Origin of the sequence: Sphingomonas sp., from assembly GCF_035714405.1 — a bacterium.
Lineage (GTDB): Bacteria > Pseudomonadota > Alphaproteobacteria > Sphingomonadales > Sphingomonadaceae > Sphingomonas.
Map to the genome: position 1 here is coordinate 86838 of NZ_DASTMA010000006.1, position 18646 is coordinate 105483.

General features: G+C 69.7%; 19 protein-coding genes. 9 read left to right on the forward strand and 10 right to left on the reverse strand.

What is annotated here, in order from left to right:
• Window positions 1-31: 31 nt before the first annotated feature.
• Both VFQ64_RS01595 and VFQ64_RS01600 read right to left on the reverse strand, forming a co-directional pair.
• Window positions 32-598 carry a hypothetical protein gene (locus VFQ64_RS01595; protein ID WP_325101549.1) on the reverse strand — a complete coding sequence of 189 codons (567 nt, stop codon included), beginning with the start codon at window positions 596-598 and terminating at the stop codon, window positions 32-34.
• 98 nt (window positions 599-696) lie between these two features.
• Window positions 697-1233 carry a DUF4142 domain-containing protein gene (locus VFQ64_RS01600; protein ID WP_325101550.1) on the reverse strand — a complete coding sequence of 179 codons (537 nt, stop codon included), beginning with the start codon at window positions 1231-1233 and terminating at the stop codon, window positions 697-699.
• A 130-nt stretch (window positions 1234-1363) separates the two neighbouring features.
• On the opposite strand from VFQ64_RS01600, the gene VFQ64_RS01605 reads away from it, so the two are divergent.
• The gene (locus VFQ64_RS01605; RefSeq protein WP_325101551.1) at window positions 1364-2230 is read left to right on the forward strand and encodes a DMT family transporter; all 867 of its coding nucleotides are present in this window, start codon (window positions 1364-1366) and stop codon (window positions 2228-2230) included.
• Here the strand turns inward: VFQ64_RS01605 and VFQ64_RS01610 are convergent.
• Window positions 2214-2999: a glutaminyl-peptide cyclotransferase gene (locus tag VFQ64_RS01610; RefSeq protein WP_325101552.1), complete on the reverse strand. Its 786-nt coding sequence runs from the start codon at window positions 2997-2999 to the stop codon at window positions 2214-2216. The two genes, VFQ64_RS01605 and VFQ64_RS01610, sit on opposite strands and share 17 nt — an antisense overlap.
• 130 nt (window positions 3000-3129) lie before the next feature.
• On the reverse strand, window positions 3130-4032 hold the full coding sequence (locus VFQ64_RS01615; RefSeq protein WP_325101553.1) for a cold-shock protein: 903 nt from the start codon (window positions 4030-4032) through the stop codon (window positions 3130-3132).
• A gap of 193 nt (window positions 4033-4225) precedes the next feature.
• Here VFQ64_RS01615 and VFQ64_RS01620 point away from each other — a divergent pair, with 193 nt between their 5' ends.
• From VFQ64_RS01620 to rpoN, 6 genes are all read left to right on the forward strand, one after another.
• Complete coding sequence (locus tag VFQ64_RS01620) at window positions 4226-5035, forward strand: TerC family protein (protein WP_325101554.1); 810 nt, start codon at window positions 4226-4228, stop codon at window positions 5033-5035.
• The gene (locus tag VFQ64_RS01625; protein WP_325101555.1) at window positions 5032-5655 is read left to right on the forward strand and encodes a ribonuclease D; all 624 of its coding nucleotides are present in this window, start codon (window positions 5032-5034) and stop codon (window positions 5653-5655) included. Before VFQ64_RS01620 ends, VFQ64_RS01625 begins: the two co-directional genes overlap by 4 nt.
• Window positions 5648-6283 (forward strand): LPS export ABC transporter periplasmic protein LptC, encoded by a 636-nt coding sequence (lptC, locus tag VFQ64_RS01630; RefSeq protein ID WP_325101556.1) that lies wholly within the window; start codon window positions 5648-5650, stop codon window positions 6281-6283. The genes VFQ64_RS01625 and lptC overlap by 8 nt, the downstream gene beginning before the upstream one ends.
• Window positions 6284-6288: 5 nt before the next feature.
• A complete protein-coding gene (locus VFQ64_RS01635; RefSeq protein ID WP_325101557.1) occupies window positions 6289-6813 on the forward strand; it encodes an LptA/OstA family protein in 525 nt (174 codons plus the stop codon).
• Window positions 6814-6935: 122 nt separating this feature from the next.
• On the forward strand, window positions 6936-7709 hold the full coding sequence (gene lptB / locus VFQ64_RS01640; RefSeq protein ID WP_325101558.1) for an LPS export ABC transporter ATP-binding protein: 774 nt from the start codon (window positions 6936-6938) through the stop codon (window positions 7707-7709).
• A gap of 3 nt (window positions 7710-7712) precedes the next feature.
• A complete protein-coding gene (gene rpoN / locus VFQ64_RS01645; protein ID WP_325101559.1) occupies window positions 7713-9152 on the forward strand; it encodes an RNA polymerase factor sigma-54 in 1440 nt (479 codons plus the stop codon).
• A gap of 27 nt (window positions 9153-9179) precedes the next feature.
• Here the strand turns inward: rpoN and VFQ64_RS01650 are convergent, their stop codons facing one another.
• The 6 genes from VFQ64_RS01650 to argH all read right to left on the reverse strand — a co-directional run bounded on the left by VFQ64_RS01650 (window position 9180) and on the right by argH (window position 14991).
• On the reverse strand, window positions 9180-10220 hold the full coding sequence (locus VFQ64_RS01650) for a glycosyltransferase (protein WP_325101560.1): 1041 nt from the start codon (window positions 10218-10220) through the stop codon (window positions 9180-9182).
• 57 nt (window positions 10221-10277) lie between these two features.
• Entirely contained in the window at window positions 10278-11231 is a 954-nt protein-coding gene (locus VFQ64_RS01655) for a CorA family divalent cation transporter (protein ID WP_325101561.1), read from the reverse strand.
• The gene (locus VFQ64_RS01660) at window positions 11228-11998 is read right to left on the reverse strand and encodes a precorrin-2 dehydrogenase/sirohydrochlorin ferrochelatase family protein (RefSeq protein ID WP_325101664.1); all 771 of its coding nucleotides are present in this window, start codon (window positions 11996-11998) and stop codon (window positions 11228-11230) included. Before VFQ64_RS01660 ends, VFQ64_RS01655 begins: the two co-directional genes overlap by 4 nt.
• 121 nt (window positions 11999-12119) lie before the next feature.
• Window positions 12120-13391, reverse strand: a complete 1272-nt coding sequence (gene lysA / locus VFQ64_RS01665) for a diaminopimelate decarboxylase (protein ID WP_325101562.1) — start codon at window positions 13389-13391, stop codon at window positions 12120-12122.
• Window positions 13391-13627 (reverse strand): hypothetical protein, encoded by a 237-nt coding sequence (locus VFQ64_RS01670; protein WP_325101563.1) that lies wholly within the window; start codon window positions 13625-13627, stop codon window positions 13391-13393. The genes lysA and VFQ64_RS01670 overlap by 1 nt, the downstream gene beginning before the upstream one ends.
• Window positions 13624-14991, reverse strand: a complete 1368-nt coding sequence (argH, locus tag VFQ64_RS01675; RefSeq protein ID WP_325101665.1) for an argininosuccinate lyase — start codon at window positions 14989-14991, stop codon at window positions 13624-13626. The genes VFQ64_RS01670 and argH overlap by 4 nt, the downstream gene beginning before the upstream one ends.
• Window positions 14992-15094: 103 nt before the next feature.
• On the opposite strand from argH, the gene VFQ64_RS01680 reads away from it, so the two are divergent.
• Window positions 15095-15574 carry a TlpA disulfide reductase family protein gene (locus VFQ64_RS01680; RefSeq protein WP_325101564.1) on the forward strand — a complete coding sequence of 160 codons (480 nt, stop codon included), beginning with the start codon at window positions 15095-15097 and terminating at the stop codon, window positions 15572-15574.
• A gap of 57 nt (window positions 15575-15631) precedes the next feature.
• Window positions 15632-18568, forward strand: coding sequence for a CHAT domain-containing protein (locus tag VFQ64_RS01685; protein WP_325101565.1), 2937 nt, complete (start codon window positions 15632-15634; stop codon window positions 18566-18568).
• Window positions 18569-18646: the final 78 nt, after the last annotated feature.

Below are 18646 nucleotides of genomic sequence, written 5' to 3' on the forward strand. Positions count from 1 at the left end.
ACAAGCACCCCATGTAGGACAGCGTTTTCGGTCAGCGGATGACGTAGACGATCAGGTAGCGGGCGACGAGCGCGAGCATGACCAGCCGGGCGGCGCGCTTGCCGCGGACGAGCAGCGCCGCGACCATCAGCAGCACGAGCACCGCTGTCAGTGCCAGCGGCGCCGGGTTCGCCAGCCTAGCGGACAAGGTCGGTACGCTGACATACCAGCCGAGCTGGCAGATCAGCAGCGCCATCATGACGCCGATCACGATCCGGCGCACCCGGTAGAAATGGTCGTCCAGCTCCGGCTGAGCATCCGGATCGCGCGGAAAGACCAGCGCAGCGGCGAGGTAATAGGCGCTGGCGAACAGCAGCACCGCCATCAGCGAGTGGCCGGAGACCGCCACGACGGCCCGGGCGCTCCATGCCGCGCCCCAGAAGGAGAGCAGGTCGAGCAGCACGAAGCCACCGAGCAGCGGCGTCAGCCACCCGATCCGCACGGCCGATCCAGGCCGCATGCGCGCCTGGATGGCGCGGGCGAGACCGCCCAACACCTCGGCCAGCGACAAGCCGAGCAACAGCCCGAACAGCGCGAACAGGAACTCGAAATCGCTCACGCCGCCTCGCCGCTGTGCAGCGCGGCTAGGCCGCGATGCCGCGGCCTAAGTCAAGCAGCGCGATGGGGCCGGGTGCGCTCACCCGACCCCGGCAGCGGTCAGCCGCGGCTTTGGAGCCGCTGCAGGTCTTCCAGATGCTCGCGGATGCGGCCGCGCGCCAGCATCGCAATGTGGCGGTGATGCGGATTGCGGCCGTCGCGTAGATAGCTCTCCTGAATGCCGAGCAGGCGACGGTGCCCGTCGACCTGACCCATCAGGTACATGCGGTCGAACGCCGGCCCCCGCGCGCGCTGCAGCATCGCCACCATGCGCGCGTCGGCGGGCGCCGGCGGAGGCGGCGGCATCGCGCCACCCATCATCTCGCCGATGATCTGCGCCACCGTGGTCTGCTCCTCGACCTCGAACTGTGCGAACTCGCGGACCTGCGGACGCGCGGCGCGGCCCTGGGCGAGCTGGCTGGTCTGTAGCGCAACGCTGCCGACCATCAGCGTGTCCATGGCGTGGCGGCGCTCGGCCGGGCCCATCGGCATCATCCCGCCCTGCGGCGAGCCGAAACGGTCTTGCGCCAACGCGGGCACCGCGGCGGAGCCGATTGCGCCCAACAACATCGTCGTTCCGAACGTTCTGCGGTCCATCAGAATCTCCTTGGTTTGTGCGCGTGGAACGTGCGGACTGCCGGTAGGTTCAGGAGATTGCCGTAGGTTAGAACGGTTGTGCTTACCCGCGCCGCTTTACGGTCGGCACGGCGCGCGCCACACCCCGAACGTGCCCTCCATCCTCCTTCCCGCGGCGATGGTGATCGCGTCAGGCTCCATCCACGCGGTCGTCAATGCGATCATCAAGGGGCGGCGCGACGTCGAGGCGGAACATGGTCCGGTGCTCGGGTCGCTGATGGCGGCGCGGGCGACCACGGATGGCGCGAGCGCGATCCTGTTGCTGCCTGTCCTGCCCTTCGTGCCGTTGCCCACCGGCGCCTGGGGGTGGCTGGCCGGAAGTGCTGCGGTTCACCTAGTCTATCTCTACGCGATGATGCGCGCCTATGCGTCGTCCGACTTCTCCGCGATCTACCCCGCCATGCGCGGCACCGCGCCGCTATTGACCGCGCTGGTGGCGGTCGGCCTGCTCGGGGAGGCGGTCGCGCCGGGTGCGCTGATCGGCATCGCATTGATCGGCGTGGCGCTGCTGGCGCTGGTGATCGGGCGGCATCTCGGCATTCGGGCACTTGGCTGGGCACTGACCACGGGTACCGCCATCGCCGCCTATACCGTCCTGGATGCGCAGGGCGTGCGCGCGGCACCGAGCGTGTGGAGCTACATCGTCTGGGACTTCGTGCTGATCGGTGGCCTCAGCCTCGTCATGTTCTCCGTCCTGACCCGCGGCGCCGCGATCCGCGCCGTGCGGACGCAATGGCGACCGGGCGCAACGGCGGGCGCGCTGTCTGTCGTGACCTATGGGCTGGCGCTGTGGGCGTTCTCGATGGGGCCGACCGCGCCGCTTGCCGCGCTGCGTGAGACCGGTATGGTGACGGCGCTGCTGCTGTCGGTGGTGTTCCTGGGCGAACGGGTGACCTTGCGCCGAGGTCTGGCGGTGTTCGGCATTCTCAGCGGTGCGGGGCTTATCCTGCTGGCGTGAGCGCGATCTCGAACAGCGTCGGCCACAGCTTGCCGGTGACGAACAGGCGGCGGCGGGCGGGATCCCAGGCGATGCCGTTGGCGACCGCCTCGGGATCGGCGGTCTTAATCTCCGCCACCACGGCGCGCAGGTCGACCACCGCCGTGGTGCGTCCGGTCGCGGGGTCGATCCGCAGCAGATAGGGAGTGTGCCAGACGTTGGCGAGCACCGCGCCGTCGATCACCTCGAGCTCGTTGAGCTGCGACACCGGCTTGCCGCGCAGCGTCACCGTCACCTGCCGTTTCACCGCCAGCGTCGCCGGATCGAGGAAACGCAACGTGGGCGTACCATCCGAGTGGATCAGCTGCGTACCATTGCCGGCGAGACCCCAGCCCTCGCCGACGAAACGCGCTTCGGCGACGCGCTTCAAGGTGCGGATGTCCCAACGATAGGCGATCCCGCTCTTCCAGGTGAGGCTGACCAGTTGTCGGCCCCAGAGGGTCATGCCCTCGCCGAACTGGGTGGTGGGGAGCCGGGCGCGCCCGAGTACCTTGCCATCCGCGAGGCGCACGCGGCGGATCTCCGATCGACCTTCCAGCCCGGTGCTCTCGTACAGATTGCCCTCGTGCCACAGCAGCCCCTGGGTGAAGGCGGTGGCGTCATGCGGATAGCGGGCGACGATGCGGGCGGTAAGCACCGGCACCGGCGCGTCCGACTCGGCGGAGACAGGGGGCACCGCGGCAGGCTGAGGCGCGGGAGCCTGGAGGAGGAAAGCGAGGAGAAACAGCATCGGGGCTCGCTACACTCCCAAGCGTGTCGGTGCCATGCGGCGGATCGCCTGACGTCCTCGTGTCCGCTTCCGCAAACGCGAACGGCCCGCCCGGCTTGCACCGGACGGGCCGTTCATCGTTTCACTCAGCTCAAGAGCCGGCGGACAGATTCACCGCCGCGTACTTGCCGCGCCGATCGACCTCCAGCTCGAACTCGAGCTTGTCGCCCTCGTTGAGGTTGGTCATGCCGGCGCGCTCGACCGCGGAGATATGCACGAACGCATCCGGCTGGCCATCGTCGCGCTGGATGAAGCCGAAGCCCTTCATGGCGTTGAAGAACTTGACGGTACCCGTCGCCTTCTCGCCGGTCAGCTGACGCTGCGGCGCACCGCCGCGATCGCCACCACCGGCGCCGCCGAAACCGCCGCCGGCAGGACGCGGACCACGATCGCCGAAGCCGCCTTCGCGCGGCTCGCGTGGCGGCGCGCGGTCGGTGACGGCCATCGGCTCGCCCTCGATCTTGAGCTCGGTGGCCGAAATGCGACCGCCGCGATCGACCAGCGTGAAGCCGAGCGGCTGACCCTCGGCCAGGCCGGACAGGCCCGCCTGCTCGACCGCGGAGATGTGCACGAACACATCCTCGCCGCCGTCGTCGCGGACCACGAAGCCGAAGCCCTTCTGCGCGTTGAAGAACTTGACGACACCCGTGCCCTCGCCGACGACCTGGGGAGGCATGCGGTTGCCGCCGCCGGCACCACCACCGAAGCCGCCACCACCGCCGCCACGGAAACCGCCGCCGCCGGAGCCGCCGCCGAAGCCGCCGCCGCCGCCGCCGCGATAACCGCCGCCACTGCCGCCGCCGCCAAAGCCGCCACGATCACCACCGCCGAAGCCGCCGCCACCGCCGCCGAAGCCACCGCCGCCAAAACCGCCGCCGCCGAAGTCACCGCCACCGCCGCCGAAGCCGCCGCTGGGCTCATCGCCACCAAAGCCGTCGCGCTTGTCGCGCCCACGCCCGCCACGATTGCCGCGGCCACCCTTATCGAAACCCATAACCCTGATCGTCTTCCCGGCTCGTCCAACCACTTACCACCGGGCGTCGGACGACGAACACACGGAAGCCTGGCGCCAAAGTCTTCGCGCCTCACTTTGGCCATAGCGCATTTTCCACCGTCCTGCGAGGGCGATTCGTGCTTTCGCGACGCAGTTCCTTGCACAACCGTGGCCGGAACGGCACAGGTGCGCGATGACCGACATTCTCGCCCTTTTCTCCGATCCCGCGACCTGGGTCGCGCTGCTGACGCTGATCGTGCTGGAGGTCGTGCTCGGCATCGACAATCTGGTGTTCGTCGCCATCCTGTCGAACAAGCTGCCGGCCGATCAGCAGCAGCGCGCGCGCCGAGTCGGTATCGGCCTGGCGCTCGGCTTGCGGCTGATCCTGCTGCTCGCGATCGCTTGGATCATCTCGCTGAACGCACCGCTGTTCGACCTGGGGCTGGTCGGCCCGGCGAGCGAACATGGCGCGCCGGTGTTCGAGACCGCGTTCACCGGCCGCGACCTGATCCTGATCGCGGGCGGGCTGTTCCTGGTCTGGAAGGCGACCAAGGAAATCCACCACGCGGTCGACCCCGATGATTCGGGCGAAATGCTCGACAAGAAGGGCCATGTCGCGATCACCTTCGGCGCCGCGATCGCGCAGATCGCCGCGCTCAACCTGGTCTTCTCGATCGACTCGATCCTCACCGCGATCGGCATGACCGACGACATCCCGGTGATGGCGGTGGCGATCGTGGTGACCGTGGCGATCATGTTCCTGGCCGCCGATCCGCTGGCCAAGTTCATCGAGCACAACCCGACGGTGGTGATGCTGGCGCTCGCGTTTCTGCTGATGATCGGCGCGGTGCTGATCGCCGACGGCTTCGGCGTGCATGTGCCCAAGGGCTATATCTATGCCGCAATGGGTTTCTCGGTGTTGGTCGAGTTGCTCAACATCTTCGCCCGCAAACGCCGCGAGCGCGCCAAGGCCGCCGGAGCAGCCCCCGGAGCCGCGCATTGACCGTCCACCTGCACGAGGAAGACCTGCCTGCCGACATCGTGTTCGCGCCGGGCGCGGCGATTGCGGTCGATACCGAGACGATGGGGCTGATCACGCCGCGCGACCGGCTGTGCGTGGTGCAGCTGTCGGATGGTGGGGAGGACGAGCATCTGGTGCGCTTCTCGCCCGGCAGCGACTATGCGGCGCCTAACCTGAAAGCGTTGCTGGGCGATCCGGCGCGGCTGAAGCTGTATCATTTCGGGCGCTTCGATATCGCGGCACTCCAGCATTATCTCGGCATCCTGGCGGCGCCCGCCTGGGACACCAAGATCGCGTCGCGGCTGATCCGCACCTACACCGACCGGCATGGGCTGAAGGAGCTGGTCAAGGAGCTGCTCGGGCAGGACCTGTCCAAGCAGCAGCAGTCGTCGGACTGGGGCGGACCCGATCTGTCGGATGCGCAGCGCGAATATGCCGCGTCGGACGTGCGTTATCTCCACCGGCTCAAGGACGAGCTGGAGCGGCGGCTTGCGCGCGAGAACCGGATGGCGATGGCGCAGGCGTGCTTCGACTTTCTGCCCGTGCGGGCCGCGCTCGACCTCGCCGGCTGGCCCGAAATCGACATCTTCGCCCATGCTTGATGCCCGGCCTGAACGCACGGCGCGGCAGCTATGGGCGGCGCCCGGCGGACGGCACGACCGGCTGATCGGGACGCTGTCGTTCATGCTGCCGGTCGGCGTCGGGGTGCTCGCGGCCTTTCTGGTGATGGCGCCGATCTATTCGGGCGGCGACGTCTCGTTCGTGCTCGACAAGAACAAGGTCGAGGTCGCCAAGGAACGGATGAAGATCCAGCGCGCCCAGTATCGGGGTCAGGATGCCAAGGGTCAGGCGTTTACGCTCGACGCCGGATCGGCGCTGCAACGCAGCTCGGCGGAGCCGGTGGTGGAGCTCAACGCGCTCGACGCGCGCATCGAACTGACCGACGGCCCGGCCAGGCTCCACGCCGACAAGGGCCGGTACGACATGGACACCGAGCAGGTCGATGTCGCCGGGCCGATCCAGTTCCTGGGTCCGAACGGCTACCGGCTCGACACGCGCGACGCGACCGTGGACCTGAAGGCGCGCAAGCTGGCCAGCGGCGGCGCGGTGACGGGCAGCGTCCGCCAGGGCACCTTCTCCGCCAACCGCCTGCGCGCGGACCTGGAGAGTCGCACGGTGACATTGGCGGGCAATGCCCGCTTGCGCATCCAGCCCCGCGGACCGAAATAGGGGCGATGCGCCCCGTTCTTCTCGTCCTCGCTCTGCTCGCCGCCCCGTCCCTGGCGCAGACGCGCCACAACACCGCGGCGCCGATCGACTTCGGCGCCGACACGATCGAGCTGCAGGACCGCGCCAACCGCGCCGTGCTGTCGGGCAATGTGTCGGTGCGACAGGCGGGGATGAACCTCAACGCGGCGCGGATGACGGTCGCCTACACGGGGCAAGTGTTCGGCGGCAATCCGCAGGTCTCGCGCCTCGATGCATCAGGCGGCGTGACCGTGCGGCGGCCCGACCAGACGGCGCGGTCGAGCTATGCGATCTATGACCTCAACCGCCGGGTCATCACCATGCTCGGCGCGGTGACGCTCAATCAGGGGCCGAACACGGTCAATGGCGGGCGGCTGACGATCAACCTCGATACCGGCCGCGCGGTGATCGACGGCTCGTCGGTCGGCAGTCGCGGCTCGGGCGCCGCCAGCGGCACGGCGACGCGCGGCGGGCGCGTGACCGGGACTTTCTCGGTGCCCGACCGCAGGTAACCCGGCGATCCGTCGCATCGGGGGTGGCGGCTTCGCGCGCGCTGATGCATGATTTCATGCATGATTCCTGCCAATCGGCCCGGACGGCTGCGTCCAGCGGCCTTAGCTTTGAGGCCGACGGCATGGATGCCCTGACCGAGACACTGCACGCGTCGCTGGACGAGCCGCCGGTGGTGCGTGGGCTGCAGGTCATCTCCATCGCCAAGTCGTACGACAAGCGGACGGTGCTGACCGACGTCTCGGTCTCGGTCGGGCGGGGAGAGGTGGTGGGGCTGCTCGGCCCCAACGGCGCCGGCAAGACGACCTGCTTCTATTCGGTAATGGGGCTGGTGAAGCCCGATTCGGGCCGCATCATGCTCGATGGCGACGACATCACCGGGCTGCCCATGTACCGGCGCGCGATCCTGGGACTCGGATATCTGCCGCAGGAAACCTCGATCTTCCGCGGGCTTTCGATCGAGAAGAACATCCTGACGGTGCTGGAGCTGTCGGAGCCCGACAAGGGGGCCCGGCAGCAGAAGCTCGATCGCCTGCTCGACGAGTTCGGCCTCACCCGCCTGCGCGCCGCGCCCGCGATGGCGCTGTCCGGCGGCGAGCGCCGCCGCGCGGAGATCGCGCGCGCATTGGCGGCGGACCCGTCGATCATGCTGCTCGACGAGCCGTTCGCCGGCATCGATCCGATCTCGATCGCCGACATCCGCGATCTGGTGAAGGACCTGAAGCGCCGCGATATCGGGGTGCTCATCACCGACCACAATGTGCGCGAGACGCTGGAGATCGTCGATCGGGCGTACATCATCTATGACGGTCGTGTGCTGTTCACCGGCTCACCAGCCGAGCTGGTGGCAGACGCCAATGTCCGCCGGCTGTATCTGGGCGAGAGTTTCGAGTTGTAGCGCATGAGCCTGGCTCCCCGTCTGGACCTCCGCCAGTCCCAGTCGCTGGTGATGACGCCGCAGCTGCAGCACGCGATCAAGCTGCTGACGTTGTCGAACCTGGAGATCGAGGCGTTCATCGCCGAGGAGGTCGAGCGCAATCCGCTGCTCGCCGCCGACCAGACCGACGAGCGTGTCACGCCCGAGCGTGTCGAAGCGGAGCCGGTGACGGCCGACATGGCCGGTGGCGACACGGCGCTGGACATCGATGTCGCGTCCGAACGTTTCGACGATGGCCCGACCGACGGGGCGATGTCGACCGGGCCGACCGGCAGCGGCCTGGCGGGCGAGGAATTGCCCGACCTCGACAGCCTGGGCGCACCGCCCGCCAGCCTGCAGGACCATCTGCTCGCCCAGGCGGGCACCGCCGTGCCGCGCGCCGACCTGTTCATCGCCCAGCATTTGATCGACCAGATCGACGAGGCCGGCTATCTCCACGCGTCGCTGCTCGAGGTCGCGACCAGGCTGGGCGCACCGCTGGCGCGGGTCGAGGGGGTGCTCAGGATCATTCACGGTTTCGACCCTACCGGCGTCGGCGCGCGCGACCTCGCCGAGTGCCTCGCACTCCAGGCCAAGGAAGCGGACCGTTACGACCCCTGCATGGCGCGACTGATCGACAGCCTGGACCTGCTCGCGCGCGGCGAGGTCAAGCGGTTGCAGCGGATGTGCGGGGTCGATGACGAGGACATGGCGGACATGATCCGCGAACTGCGCTCCTATGATCCCAAGCCCGGCTGTCGCTATGGCGGGGCGCCGGTGCAGGCGGTGGTTCCTGATTTGTTCGTCACCCGCACCCGGACGGGCTGGGCGATCGAGCTCAACGCCGCGACACTGCCGCGCGTGCTGGTCAATCGCCGCTATCACGCGGAGCTGGCAAGCGGCGCGCAGGACAAGGCATCGAAGGCATGGCTGGGAGACATGCTCGCCAGCGCCAACTGGCTGGTCAAGGCGCTCGACCAGCGCCAGCGCACCATCGTTCGGGTCGCGACCGAGATCGTCAAGCAGCAAGAGGCGTTCTTCCTCCATGGCGTTTCGCATCTCAAGCCGATGACGCTGGCGCGGGTCGCGGACGCGATCGAGATGCACGAATCGACGGTGAGCCGCGTCACCTCGAACAAATACCTGCACTGCGCGCGCGGCCTGTTCGAGCTGAAATACTTCTTCACCGCAGCGATCCAGGCGGCCGACGGGGGTGATGCGGTGTCGGCTGAGGCGGTCCGGAGCGCGCTGAAGGCGCTGATCGCGGCGGAGGGCGATCAGGTGCTGAGCGACGACACACTGGTCGAGCAGTTGCAGGCGAAAGGCTTCGATATCGCCCGACGGACGGTGGCCAAATACCGCGAGGGAATGGGTATCGGCAGCTCGGTCCAGCGGCGCCGCGCCAAGGCGTTGGAGCGGCCCTGAGTCCCTCTTCCCACAGGAGACGGAAGATCAGGCAGTCAGCTGCGCTACCGCTTCGGCGAACCGCGCGGTGTCGCCGCGATGCGCACCGTCTCTGGCGGCAGCGGCAAAGCGGCGCCAGGTGGGTTCGTCCTCGGACAGGAGCAGCATCGACGCGGCCCAGCCGACGGGACTGTGCAGCGGCAGGACGAAACCGTTGCGACCGCCGTCGATCAACAGATCGGTCGCGCCGACCTGAGGACTGGCGAGTACCGGCAGTCCGGCCGCCTGCGCCTCGATCACCGCCAACCCGAATTGCTCCTCGACGCTGGGCATCAGCAGCGCCAGGGAACGGGCGAGCTGACGGCTGACCTCCTGGGTCTGGACGAACCCATGGAACCGCACCCGTTCGGAGATGCCCAAGCTCGCCGCCAGTGCGCGCAACTCGTCTTCCAGCGGCCCGGAGCCCAGGATGTGCAGGTCGCGCGGGTGCGCGGTCTCCCCCAGCCATCGCGCGAATATCTCGAGCGCGAAGGCGATGTTCTTCTTCGGCACCAGCCGCGCCACCATGATCCATTCACGCTCCCAGAACCCGACCCCGTCCGGCGCGGGCGGAGCGTCGGCTTGCGCACGCAATCGGGCCACGGAGATCGTGTCATAGCCGAGCGCGAGATGTTGAGGCTTGAAGCGCAGGAAGCGGAGGTAATCGCGCGAGCGCGAGCTAGCGGTGATCGCTCCCCGATAGGGGAGCAGATAGAGGGACTTGCCAACCTCGCGCCACAGCAGTCGCGGATAGTCGTCGAACTTGGAATCGCCCATCGTCCACACGCGCGAGCCGCACAGCCGCAATGCGATAGCGGCCATCAGCACCGCGGGCTGCTCATAATGGCAGAAGAAGAAATGGGGCGGGCCAATGCGCCGGCATTCGCGGAAGATCCGTCGGGCCAGCCTGATCGGCGAACGCGATCGACCTTTCGGCAGCAGCGTCACCACGGTCGCATCGTCGACCGTGGCAGACCATGAATAGGTGGCGCTGACGGGAGCGAACTGAATACCGATCGCCTCGCGTCCGCTCGCGGCGACCGCTCCCAAGCGATCGTGGTGATAAGGTCCGAAGTTTTCCCACAAGAGAACCACCGGACGCATTGTCTACCCCCGAAACCAGTGCCGCCGGACGAAAAAAGCGATCACGCCCACCGCCAACGTCAGACAGCCGAGCGCGATCCATTGGAAGGCAAAAGGATTTTCGGCCCAGGGCAGGCCCTTGACGTTCATGCCGTACAGACCGGTGATGAAGGTGAGCGGCAGGAAGATCATCGCAACGATCGAGATCACCAGGCTGCGGCTGTCGAGCTGCTCGGCGCGCAGATCGGAGAGCGTGTCGTGCATCACCGCCGATCGTTCGCGGATGCTCTCCAGCTCCTCGGCCATGCGCGCGGCGCGGTCGGCGGCGGCGGCGAGATGAACGCGGTCGTCCGCCTCCAGCCAGTCGCCCGGCAACGCGCCCAGCTTCTCGAGCGCGGCGCGCTGTGGATTGAGGAAGCGCCGATAGCCGATCGCGCGCACCCGCACCGCGCTGACATTGCGGCGAAGGTCGAAGATGCGGTCGGCGGACAGCTGCTCCTCGCAATCGTCGAGGCTGTCGCCGAGTCCGGCGACGAGCGGGTCGAGATCGGCGGTGATCGCGGTGGCGAAGGCGGCGATCAGGTCGCCGGGATCGCGGATCGTCCCAGCCTTCATGCTCGCAGCGACGGTATCGGTCGCGACCAGATGCGCGCGGCTGGTCGAGAAGACCCGGCCCTTGGTCGCCCAGATTCGGACCGACGCGAGCGGGTCCGACTGCGACAGCTCCTCCTTCGCGCGCCCGCGCAGATTGACCAGCGCGCCCGCCGCGAACTCCTCGCAGCGCGGCCTGGTCTCGGTCGCGGTCAGCGCCTCGACGACATGTTCGTCGAGCTTGGCCTGATCGCGCAGCCAGCCGCTCGCTTCCTCTGCGGTGCTGTTGAGATGCACCCAGACGAGTGCGTCATCGCAGGTCAGCGCCGCCTCGACCGGCACCGCCTCGGCCGTGCCGCCGCTGACCCTGTACGCCAATCCGTTCATGCCCAGCCCACCCAGACGCTCAACCCCAGCTCCCCATCGTCCGGCGGTGCATCCGACACAATCCGCGCCGCGTCCGCGCGGGCGCGGTCGAGGATCCCCACGGGCGTAGCGGGGTGGTGGTACACACGGTCCGCGAGCGCCAGCCAGCGTGCCTGGCGCAGGGTGAGGTCGTCGGGATCGGCGGAGCGAAGTGCGATCCTTTCGAGACGCGGTTCGCTCTGTCCGGTTCCGGCACGCTCCACCCAGGCGGCGACGCGCCGAACAGCTTCCGGATCGAACGGGTCGAGCTCGCCCGTGAGCGCGGAGCCAATCGCGCGGCGACGCTCGCCCATGTCCGGCAACGCGCGGCGCAGCGCCGCGCGCGCGGCGAACAGCGCGTCAGCGAGGCGGCCGAGCGTCGAAGGCAATAGCGCGTCGAGCCGCTGCCGCACCGCCGCCGCCAGCCCCGCCGACACGCCGCCGGTCATCACCGCCACCAGCACCGGGGAGCGGTCCACCACGGCGGGCAGGGTGAAGTCGCACAGCGCCGGTCGGTCGACGGCGTTGACCAACAGTCCGCGCGCGCGCAGCCGCTCGACCGCGGCGAGTGCCAAGGCCTCGTCGTCGAGGGCGACCACCGCAAGGCGTGCATGGGGGTGGTCCGTAACCACCACCGCGCCCGCGCGCTCGAGCAGGCGGCGCTTGGCATCCGCCGCTTCGCCCTCGCCCACCAGGATCACGGGCCGGCCGTCGAGCTTCACCAGCACGGGCAGGCCGGGCCAGGTCAAAGGTGGCGTGACCTTTGTCGCGGCGCCGCGGGCAAAGCCCGCGTCGTCGGTCGGCGCCAAGGCGCCGCCGGCCGAGCTTGCACGTCTCACGCGCAGCGTCGCTGCGCGTGCGCGCGCGGCGCTAGAGCCACTCCGGCACCCGCTCCGCGGCGATCATCGTCTCCGGGCTCACCCGGTCGGCGACGACGGCGTAGCGGTCGCCGTCGACCAGCACCTCCGGCACCAGCGCGCGGCTGTTGTAGGTCGACGCCATCGTCGCGCCGTACGCTCCGGCGGTGCGGAACACGGCCAGGTCGCCCGCGTGAACCGTGTCGATGTCGCGGCCCATCGCGAAGGTATCGCCGCTTTCGCATACCGGCCCGGCGATGTTGGCGGTCATCCGCGCGCCCGACGGCGCGACCGCGACGAAGTCGTGCCAGGCGTCGTAGAGCGCGGGCCGGGCCAGGTCGTTCATCGCCGCGTCGACAATGACATAGGGCGCGACGGAGCCGGGTTTGACCCAGATCACGCGGGTCAGCAGAACGCCGGCATTCCCGGCGATGACACGACCGGGTTCGAACTGCAGCTCGACGTCCCACCCCGCCGTCGCGCGCGCCACCATTGCGCCGTAATCGGCCGGCGTCGGCAGCACGTCGTCCTCACGATAGGGCACACCCAGCCCGCCGCCGAGATCGACGCGGGTGATCGTGTGGCCGGCCGTGCGCAACTCGCGGACGAGCGCGCCGATGCGGCCGAACGCGGCCTCCAGTGGGGCAAGATCGGCGAGCTGGCTGCCGATGTGCAGCGCCACGCCCCGGAGGTCGAGCCCGTCGAGCTTCGCCAGCCGCGCGAACATCGCCGGCGCGTCGGCGATCGGGACGCCGAACTTGTTCTGCTTGCGCCCGGTGGAGATCTTGGCGTGAGTGCCGGCATCGACGTCGGGGTTGACGCGCAGCACCGCCGGCGCGCGCTGCCCGCGCCCCTCCCGCATTCTTTGTGCGGCGAGGCGGGCGAGCACCTCGCCTTCCTCCTCCAGCTCAAGGTTGAATTGGCCGATGCCGGCGTCCAGCGCCGCCGCCAGCTCGCCATGCGTCTTGCCGACGCCGGAGAAGACGATCGCCTCCGCCTTCATCCCCGCCGCCAGCGCGCGTACCATCTCGCCGCCCGAGACGACGTCGGCGCCATAGCCCTCGTTCGCCATCAGCCGCAGCACCGCCAGGTTGGGGTTGGCCTTGATCGCATAGGCGAGATGGACGCGAGGCAGGCCGCTCAGCGCCTCGCGGAAGACCCGGGCGTGGCGGCGGAAGGTGGCGGCCGAGTAGACATACACAGGCGTCCCCACCGCCGCGGCGATGACGGGCAGCGGCACGTCCTCGGCATGCAGGACGCCGTTCCGGTAGGTGAAATGGTCCATCAGCCCTCTGGTGGCAGGTCGAACTCGTCGGAACGACGCTGTTGGGAGTTGGTCAGCAGCTCGTCGGATCGCTGTGGCCGCTGTTGCGGCGTGGGCGTCACCAGCTGTGGCGGCGTCGGTTGCGCCGTCGCGCCGTAGGGCGCGACCGGCAGCGTACCGCCTGGCGGCGGCTTCAGACCGACGGCCGAGCCGCAGGCGGCGAGCGCCAGCGGCACGATGATGGCCAGGCGTTTCATGTCGTCTCCCCCCGCGCGGCGGCGACTGCCGCGCGAACATTGGCGGGCGCGGTGCCGCCGTGGCTGGTGCGGCTCGCGACCGACGCGTCGACCGAGAGCACGTCGAAGACCCGCGCATCGATCCGGGAGTCGATCGCGGTCAACGCCGCCAACGGCAGCGCGTCGAGCTTGACGCCCGTGTCCTCCGCGCGTTTGACCGCGCGACCGGTGATGTGGTGCGCCTCGCGGAACGGCACCCCAGCCTCGCGCACCAGCCAGTCGGCGAGGTCGGTCGCGGTCGCATAGCCAGCTTCGGCCACCGCGCGCATCCGATCGGTGCGGAAGGTCGCGGTCTCGACCATCCCGGTCATCGCCGCCAGGCACAGGCCGAGCAGGTCGTGCGCCTCGAACACCGGCGGTTTGTCGTCCTGCATGTCCTTGGAATAGGCGAGCGGCAGGCCCTTCATCGTCACCATCAGTGACACCGTCGCGCCGACGATCCGCCCCGCATGGCCGCGCACCAGCTCGGCGGCGTCGGGGTTGCGCTTCTGCGGCATGATCGAGCTGCCCGTCGACCAGGCGTCGCTGAGCGCCACGAAGCCGAAGGGCTGCGAGGCCCACAGGATGAACTCCTCCGCCAGCCGGCTGAGATGCAGTGCGCACTGGGTCGCGGCCTGGAGGTAATCCAGCGCAAAATCGCGGTCGCTGACCGCGTCGAGGCTGTTGCGGGTTGGCCGATCGAAGCCGAGTGCCCGCGCGGTCGCGTCGCGATCGATCGGAAAGCCGGTCCCCGCCAGCGCCGCTGAGCCGAGCGGACACTCGTTCAGCCGTCGCCGCGCGTCGCCGAAGCGGCTTGCGTCGCGGCGCAGCATCTCGTGATAGGCCATAAGGTGATGGCCGAGCGTCACCGGCTGGGCGGATTGGAGGTGGGTGAAGCCGGGCATGACGCTGGCGGCATGCTCCTCTGCTCTCGCCAGCAGTGCGGCCTGGAGCGCAGCGATGGCGGCGAGCACCTCGTCGGTCGCGTCGCGCACCCACAGGCGGAAGTCGGTCGCGACCTGATCGTTGCGCGAGCGCGCGGTGTGCAGCCGTCCTGCCACCGGCCCGATCCGCTCCGCCAGCCGCGCCTCGGTCAGCATGTGGATGTCCTCAAGCGCGAGATCGTCGGGCACACCGTCGCGCTCGAAGTCGGCCGCGACCTCGTCCAGCCCGCGCGCGATCGTCGCGGCGTCCTCGCCAGAGACGATCCCCTGCGTACCGAGCATCGCGACATGCGCTTGGCTGCCGCGCACGTCCTGTCGCCACATCCGCTTGTCGAAGGGGATGGAGGCGTTTATCTCGCGCATCACCGCCGCCGGCCCTTCGGCGAAGCGGCCACCCCACATCTGGTTGGAGCCGGTGATGTCTGCACGCTCGGCGATTGCCTGTCTCCTGGCGCTGGCCGCCGCCGGCTGCACTAAGGAAAGCCCCGCGCCCGAGCAAGCGAACGTGGCGACCGTCTCCCCGGACGAAGCGCCACCGGCGAGCACCCCGGCGTTGAAGGCGGGCGCGGTCGACCGCACCCACCAGGGCGAGGTCGCACCGGATGCGCAGCTGGCGACGCTCGACGGCAAGCCGACGACGCTCGACGCTTATCGCGGCAAACCGTTGCTGGTGAACCTGTGGGCGACCTGGTGCGCGCCGTGCATCGCGGAGATGCCGAGCCTCGACAAGGCAGCGGCCAACGTCATCGCGATTGCGCTCAACCAGGGCGAAGAACCCGCCAAGATGCAGCCGTTTCTGACGAGGGCGAAGCTGGCCCATCTGCAGACGCTCAGCGACCCGAAGATGGCGGTCAGCCTTGGTCTCGCCACCAATCTGCCGACGACGTTGCTCTATGACGCGCAGGGCAAGGAGGTCTGGCGTGTCGCGGGCGGACGTGACTGGGCCACGCCCGAGTCGCTGGCGCTGATCGCCGAGGCGCGCTGATCCAGGCCATTGCCCAGGTCGACGATTCGGGCATGATCCCGCGGGGGATCGTCGGATATGGGAATCGTACCGCTCGTCGCATGGAGCGCCGTGCTGCTGACGGCGTGGGGGCCGGTCGGCGCCGACACGCCCGTGGTCCGCCCGAGCGGGTTCAATCCCGCCGATCCCGCTTACCGCCAGTTGTACGCGCTCGAGGCGGCGGCGGTCGCGCTCGACCTCGACCAGGCAAAGGTCGCGGAGTTGCCCGTCCACCGTGCCGCGTGGACCACGCTACGCGATGCCGCCCTCGCGACACCGGTACCCGGCACGCAGCACCCGCATCCGCTCGCCGGGCGCGCGCTGGTGATGCTGGCGGCGGTGGAGCAGATGGCGGACGATTATCCGCTCGCGACCGAGCGGGTGACCGCCGGGCTGGCACTGCTGGCGCCCTTTGCCGACCACTATCGTCCTGCGATCGCCCAGGGCCGCACGCTGCAGGGCTTTTTCAAGGTGATCGCGGGAGATGCCGCGGGCGGGCTGGCGATCCTCGAACCCAATGTCGCCGATTTCGAGCGCTTCCACGATGCCTTGCCGCCTGCCGGTCGCACCAAGCAGCTGGAGGTGCAACGCGCCGATGGCCTTTACGCCTATAGCCAGGCGCTGGCGCGGCTGGGCAAGCTGGATCAGGCCGCCGTCGCTCAGCAGCGGTCCGCCGCGGCGATGGCGGCGGGGCTCGGCCCCAATGCCGGCGCCGCGCTGCGTGCCCAGGCGGATTACGCAGTGCTGCTCGGCCGCGCCGGGCGGCGCGACGAGGCCGAGGCGGTCGCGCGTGCCGTGGTGGAGCGGACGGTCGCCAACCTGCCACGGACCGATGAGCACTATCCGCGTATTCTGGGCTTCACCGGGCTGATGCTCTCGCGCAACGGCCGCCGACTGCAGGGCTCGGCCTATCTCGAAGGCGCGTTGGAGGCGATGACAGCCGCCGGGACGGACCGCACGCTGAGCTTCCATCAGTTCCGCCAAGCCTATGGGTCGACGCTGTTCGAGCGCGAGCTGTACCCGCAGTCGCTCCATGCGTTCGACGGTGCGCTGACCGGGTTCCGCGCCGCCAAGTCGCCGTTCGACATCGCCAAGGCGCTATCGCTGATCGGACTGGCGCACTTCGCCGAGGGGCAGTCCGCGCTGGCGGCGCGCGAACTCGGGGAGGCGGTCGGTGCCTCGCGCGCGCGCGATCGCAACACCCGCGAGGTGGCGCAGGTCTCGCTGCCGGTGCTGACCGTGGCGACGCTCGACGCGGGCCGGGTGCAGGAGGCGAAAGGCCATGCCGACCAGTTCGTGACCGATGTCGCCGCCACCGAAGGGGCGCAGGCGTTCCTGCGCGCGAACGCCGCGGCGCTGCGTGCCTATGTCGCACTGCGCGGCGATCCGGCCGGGCGGGCAGCGGCGGTCGCCGCCGCGGGGCGGATGGTCGGTGTGGTAGCCGACAACAGGCTGCTTGCCGGCGCCGGCGAGCTGCCGCAACGGGAGCGGGCCGGGCTCGACCTCGCTCTGCGCATCGCGGTAGAGGCGCGTGACCCGGCGCTCGGCCTCAAGGCCATGGCCGTGCTGGCCGGATCGCGGATGGCGCAGGCGAACCGGTTGCTGATCGACCGGCTGGCGACCGGCGATCCGGGCCTCGGGAGCCGGGTCCGCGCGCTGCAGGATGCGGTGCGCGCGGCGCAAAGCGCCGACGGTGCCTATCTGTCGGCGCTGGGCGGTAGCGGTGACGTCGCCGAACGGCGCCTGGCGCGCGACCGCGCAGCCGGCGCGGTCGGCGCGTTGCGCGCCGCGATCGCCCGCGACCATCCACGCTGGGACGAGGCCAACGCGCTGGCGGCGGTGGACTTGCCGGGCATTCGGGCGGGGCTGGCGCGCGGCGAGGCGCTGTTGGGCGTGACGCCGGCGTTCGACGGCGTCTATGTGCTCGCCATCGGGCGGAGCGGCGCGGCGATCGAGCGCACGGCCATTGGCCGCGCCGGGATCGTCGCGGCGGTGAGCCGCTTGCGCGCATCGCTGCCGGCCGGGGCGTTCGACGCGGCGGCGGCGCACGCGCTCCATGCGCAGATGTTCACGCCCGGGGTGAAGGCGGCGCTCGGCGGCGCGACCTCGCTGCGGGTGGTGGCGACCGGCGCATTGGCCGCGCTGCCCTTTGCGGCGCTGCTCGAAAGACCGGTCACTCGCGTCGATCGCGCCGCGCCGTTCTTGGTACGCCGCTATGCGATGCGCATGGCATCGGGCTTCGTGCCGGTGCCGGCGGTGCGGGCGAGCGGCAAGGCGGAGCGTTTTCTCGGGATCGGCGCGCCCCTGCCCTTCCCGGGCGGCGACACCACCAGGCCGGTGATGGTGGCGGGACGATATTATCGCGGCGGCGGCACCGATCCGGGCGCGCTCGGCTCGCTGCCGCCGCTGCCCGCCGCCCTGGGCGAGCTTCGCGCGGTCGCGAACCGTCTGGGCTCCTCGCGCGCGACGCTGCTGACCGGCGGCGACGCCAGCGAAGCGCGGGTGCGGGGGCTCAACCTCGGCGGCTATTCGACCGTGATGTTCGCGACCCACGGGTTGGTGAGCGGCGAGATGGAGGGCGTCACCGAGCCCGCGCTGGTGCTGTCGCCGCCGCGCGCTTCCGGCGACGGCGACGGGCTGCTCGGCGCGTCCGAGATCGCGACGCTGCGGCTCGACGCCGATTGGGTGATCCTGTCGGCGTGCAACACCGCGGCGGGCGACGGCGTCGCCACCCCCGCCTTTTCAGGACTTGCGCAGGCGTTCCGCTATGCCGGGGCGCGCTCGCTGCTGCTGTCGCATTGGCCGGTGCGCGACGACGCGGCCGCGCGCATCTCCGTCGATACGGTCAGCGGTGCGCGCGCCGGGCTCCCGCGGGAGGTCGCCTTGCAACGCGCGATGCTGAGGCTGCTCGCCGATCGGAGCGTCGTGGGGGGTGCCGACCCCTATGTTTGGGCACCCTATGTGCTGGTCGACTGAGCCCGAAGGTCAGCGATCTTGATGTTGTATATCGTTCTTCGGCTTCCCAATTGCGGCTGACCGTCGGCCGGAATCGCG

What these genes read in the sequence shown, in the direction of transcription:
- rpoN (WP_325101559.1), top strand. Translation starts at nt 7,713, where the DNA reads ATGAGCCTGGCTCCCCGTCTGGACCTCCGCCAGTCCCAGTCGCTGGTG.
- VFQ64_RS01635 (WP_325101557.1), top strand. Translation starts at nt 6,289, where the DNA reads ATGCGCCCCGTTCTTCTCGTCCTCGCTCTGCTCGCCGCCCCGTCCCTG.
- argH (WP_325101665.1), bottom strand. Translation starts at nt 14,991, where the DNA reads ATGTGGGGTGGCCGCTTCGCCGAAGGGCCGGCGGCGGTGATGCGCGAG.
- VFQ64_RS01615 (WP_325101553.1), bottom strand. Translation starts at nt 4,032, where the DNA reads ATGGGTTTCGATAAGGGTGGCCGCGGCAATCGTGGCGGGCGTGGGCGC.
- VFQ64_RS01670 (WP_325101563.1), bottom strand. Translation starts at nt 13,627, where the DNA reads ATGAAACGCCTGGCCATCATCGTGCCGCTGGCGCTCGCCGCCTGCGGC.
- VFQ64_RS01685 (WP_325101565.1), top strand. Translation starts at nt 15,632, where the DNA reads ATGGGAATCGTACCGCTCGTCGCATGGAGCGCCGTGCTGCTGACGGCG.
- lysA (WP_325101562.1), bottom strand. Translation starts at nt 13,391, where the DNA reads ATGGACCATTTCACCTACCGGAACGGCGTCCTGCATGCCGAGGACGTG.
- VFQ64_RS01655 (WP_325101561.1), bottom strand. Translation starts at nt 11,231, where the DNA reads ATGAACGGATTGGCGTACAGGGTCAGCGGCGGCACGGCCGAGGCGGTG.
- VFQ64_RS01610 (WP_325101552.1), bottom strand. Translation starts at nt 2,999, where the DNA reads ATGCTGTTTCTCCTCGCTTTCCTCCTCCAGGCTCCCGCGCCTCAGCCT.
- lptC (WP_325101556.1), top strand. Translation starts at nt 5,648, where the DNA reads ATGCTTGATGCCCGGCCTGAACGCACGGCGCGGCAGCTATGGGCGGCG.
- VFQ64_RS01620 (WP_325101554.1), top strand. Translation starts at nt 4,226, where the DNA reads ATGACCGACATTCTCGCCCTTTTCTCCGATCCCGCGACCTGGGTCGCG.
- lptB (WP_325101558.1), top strand. Translation starts at nt 6,936, where the DNA reads ATGGATGCCCTGACCGAGACACTGCACGCGTCGCTGGACGAGCCGCCG.
- VFQ64_RS01600 (WP_325101550.1), bottom strand. Translation starts at nt 1,233, where the DNA reads ATGGACCGCAGAACGTTCGGAACGACGATGTTGTTGGGCGCAATCGGC.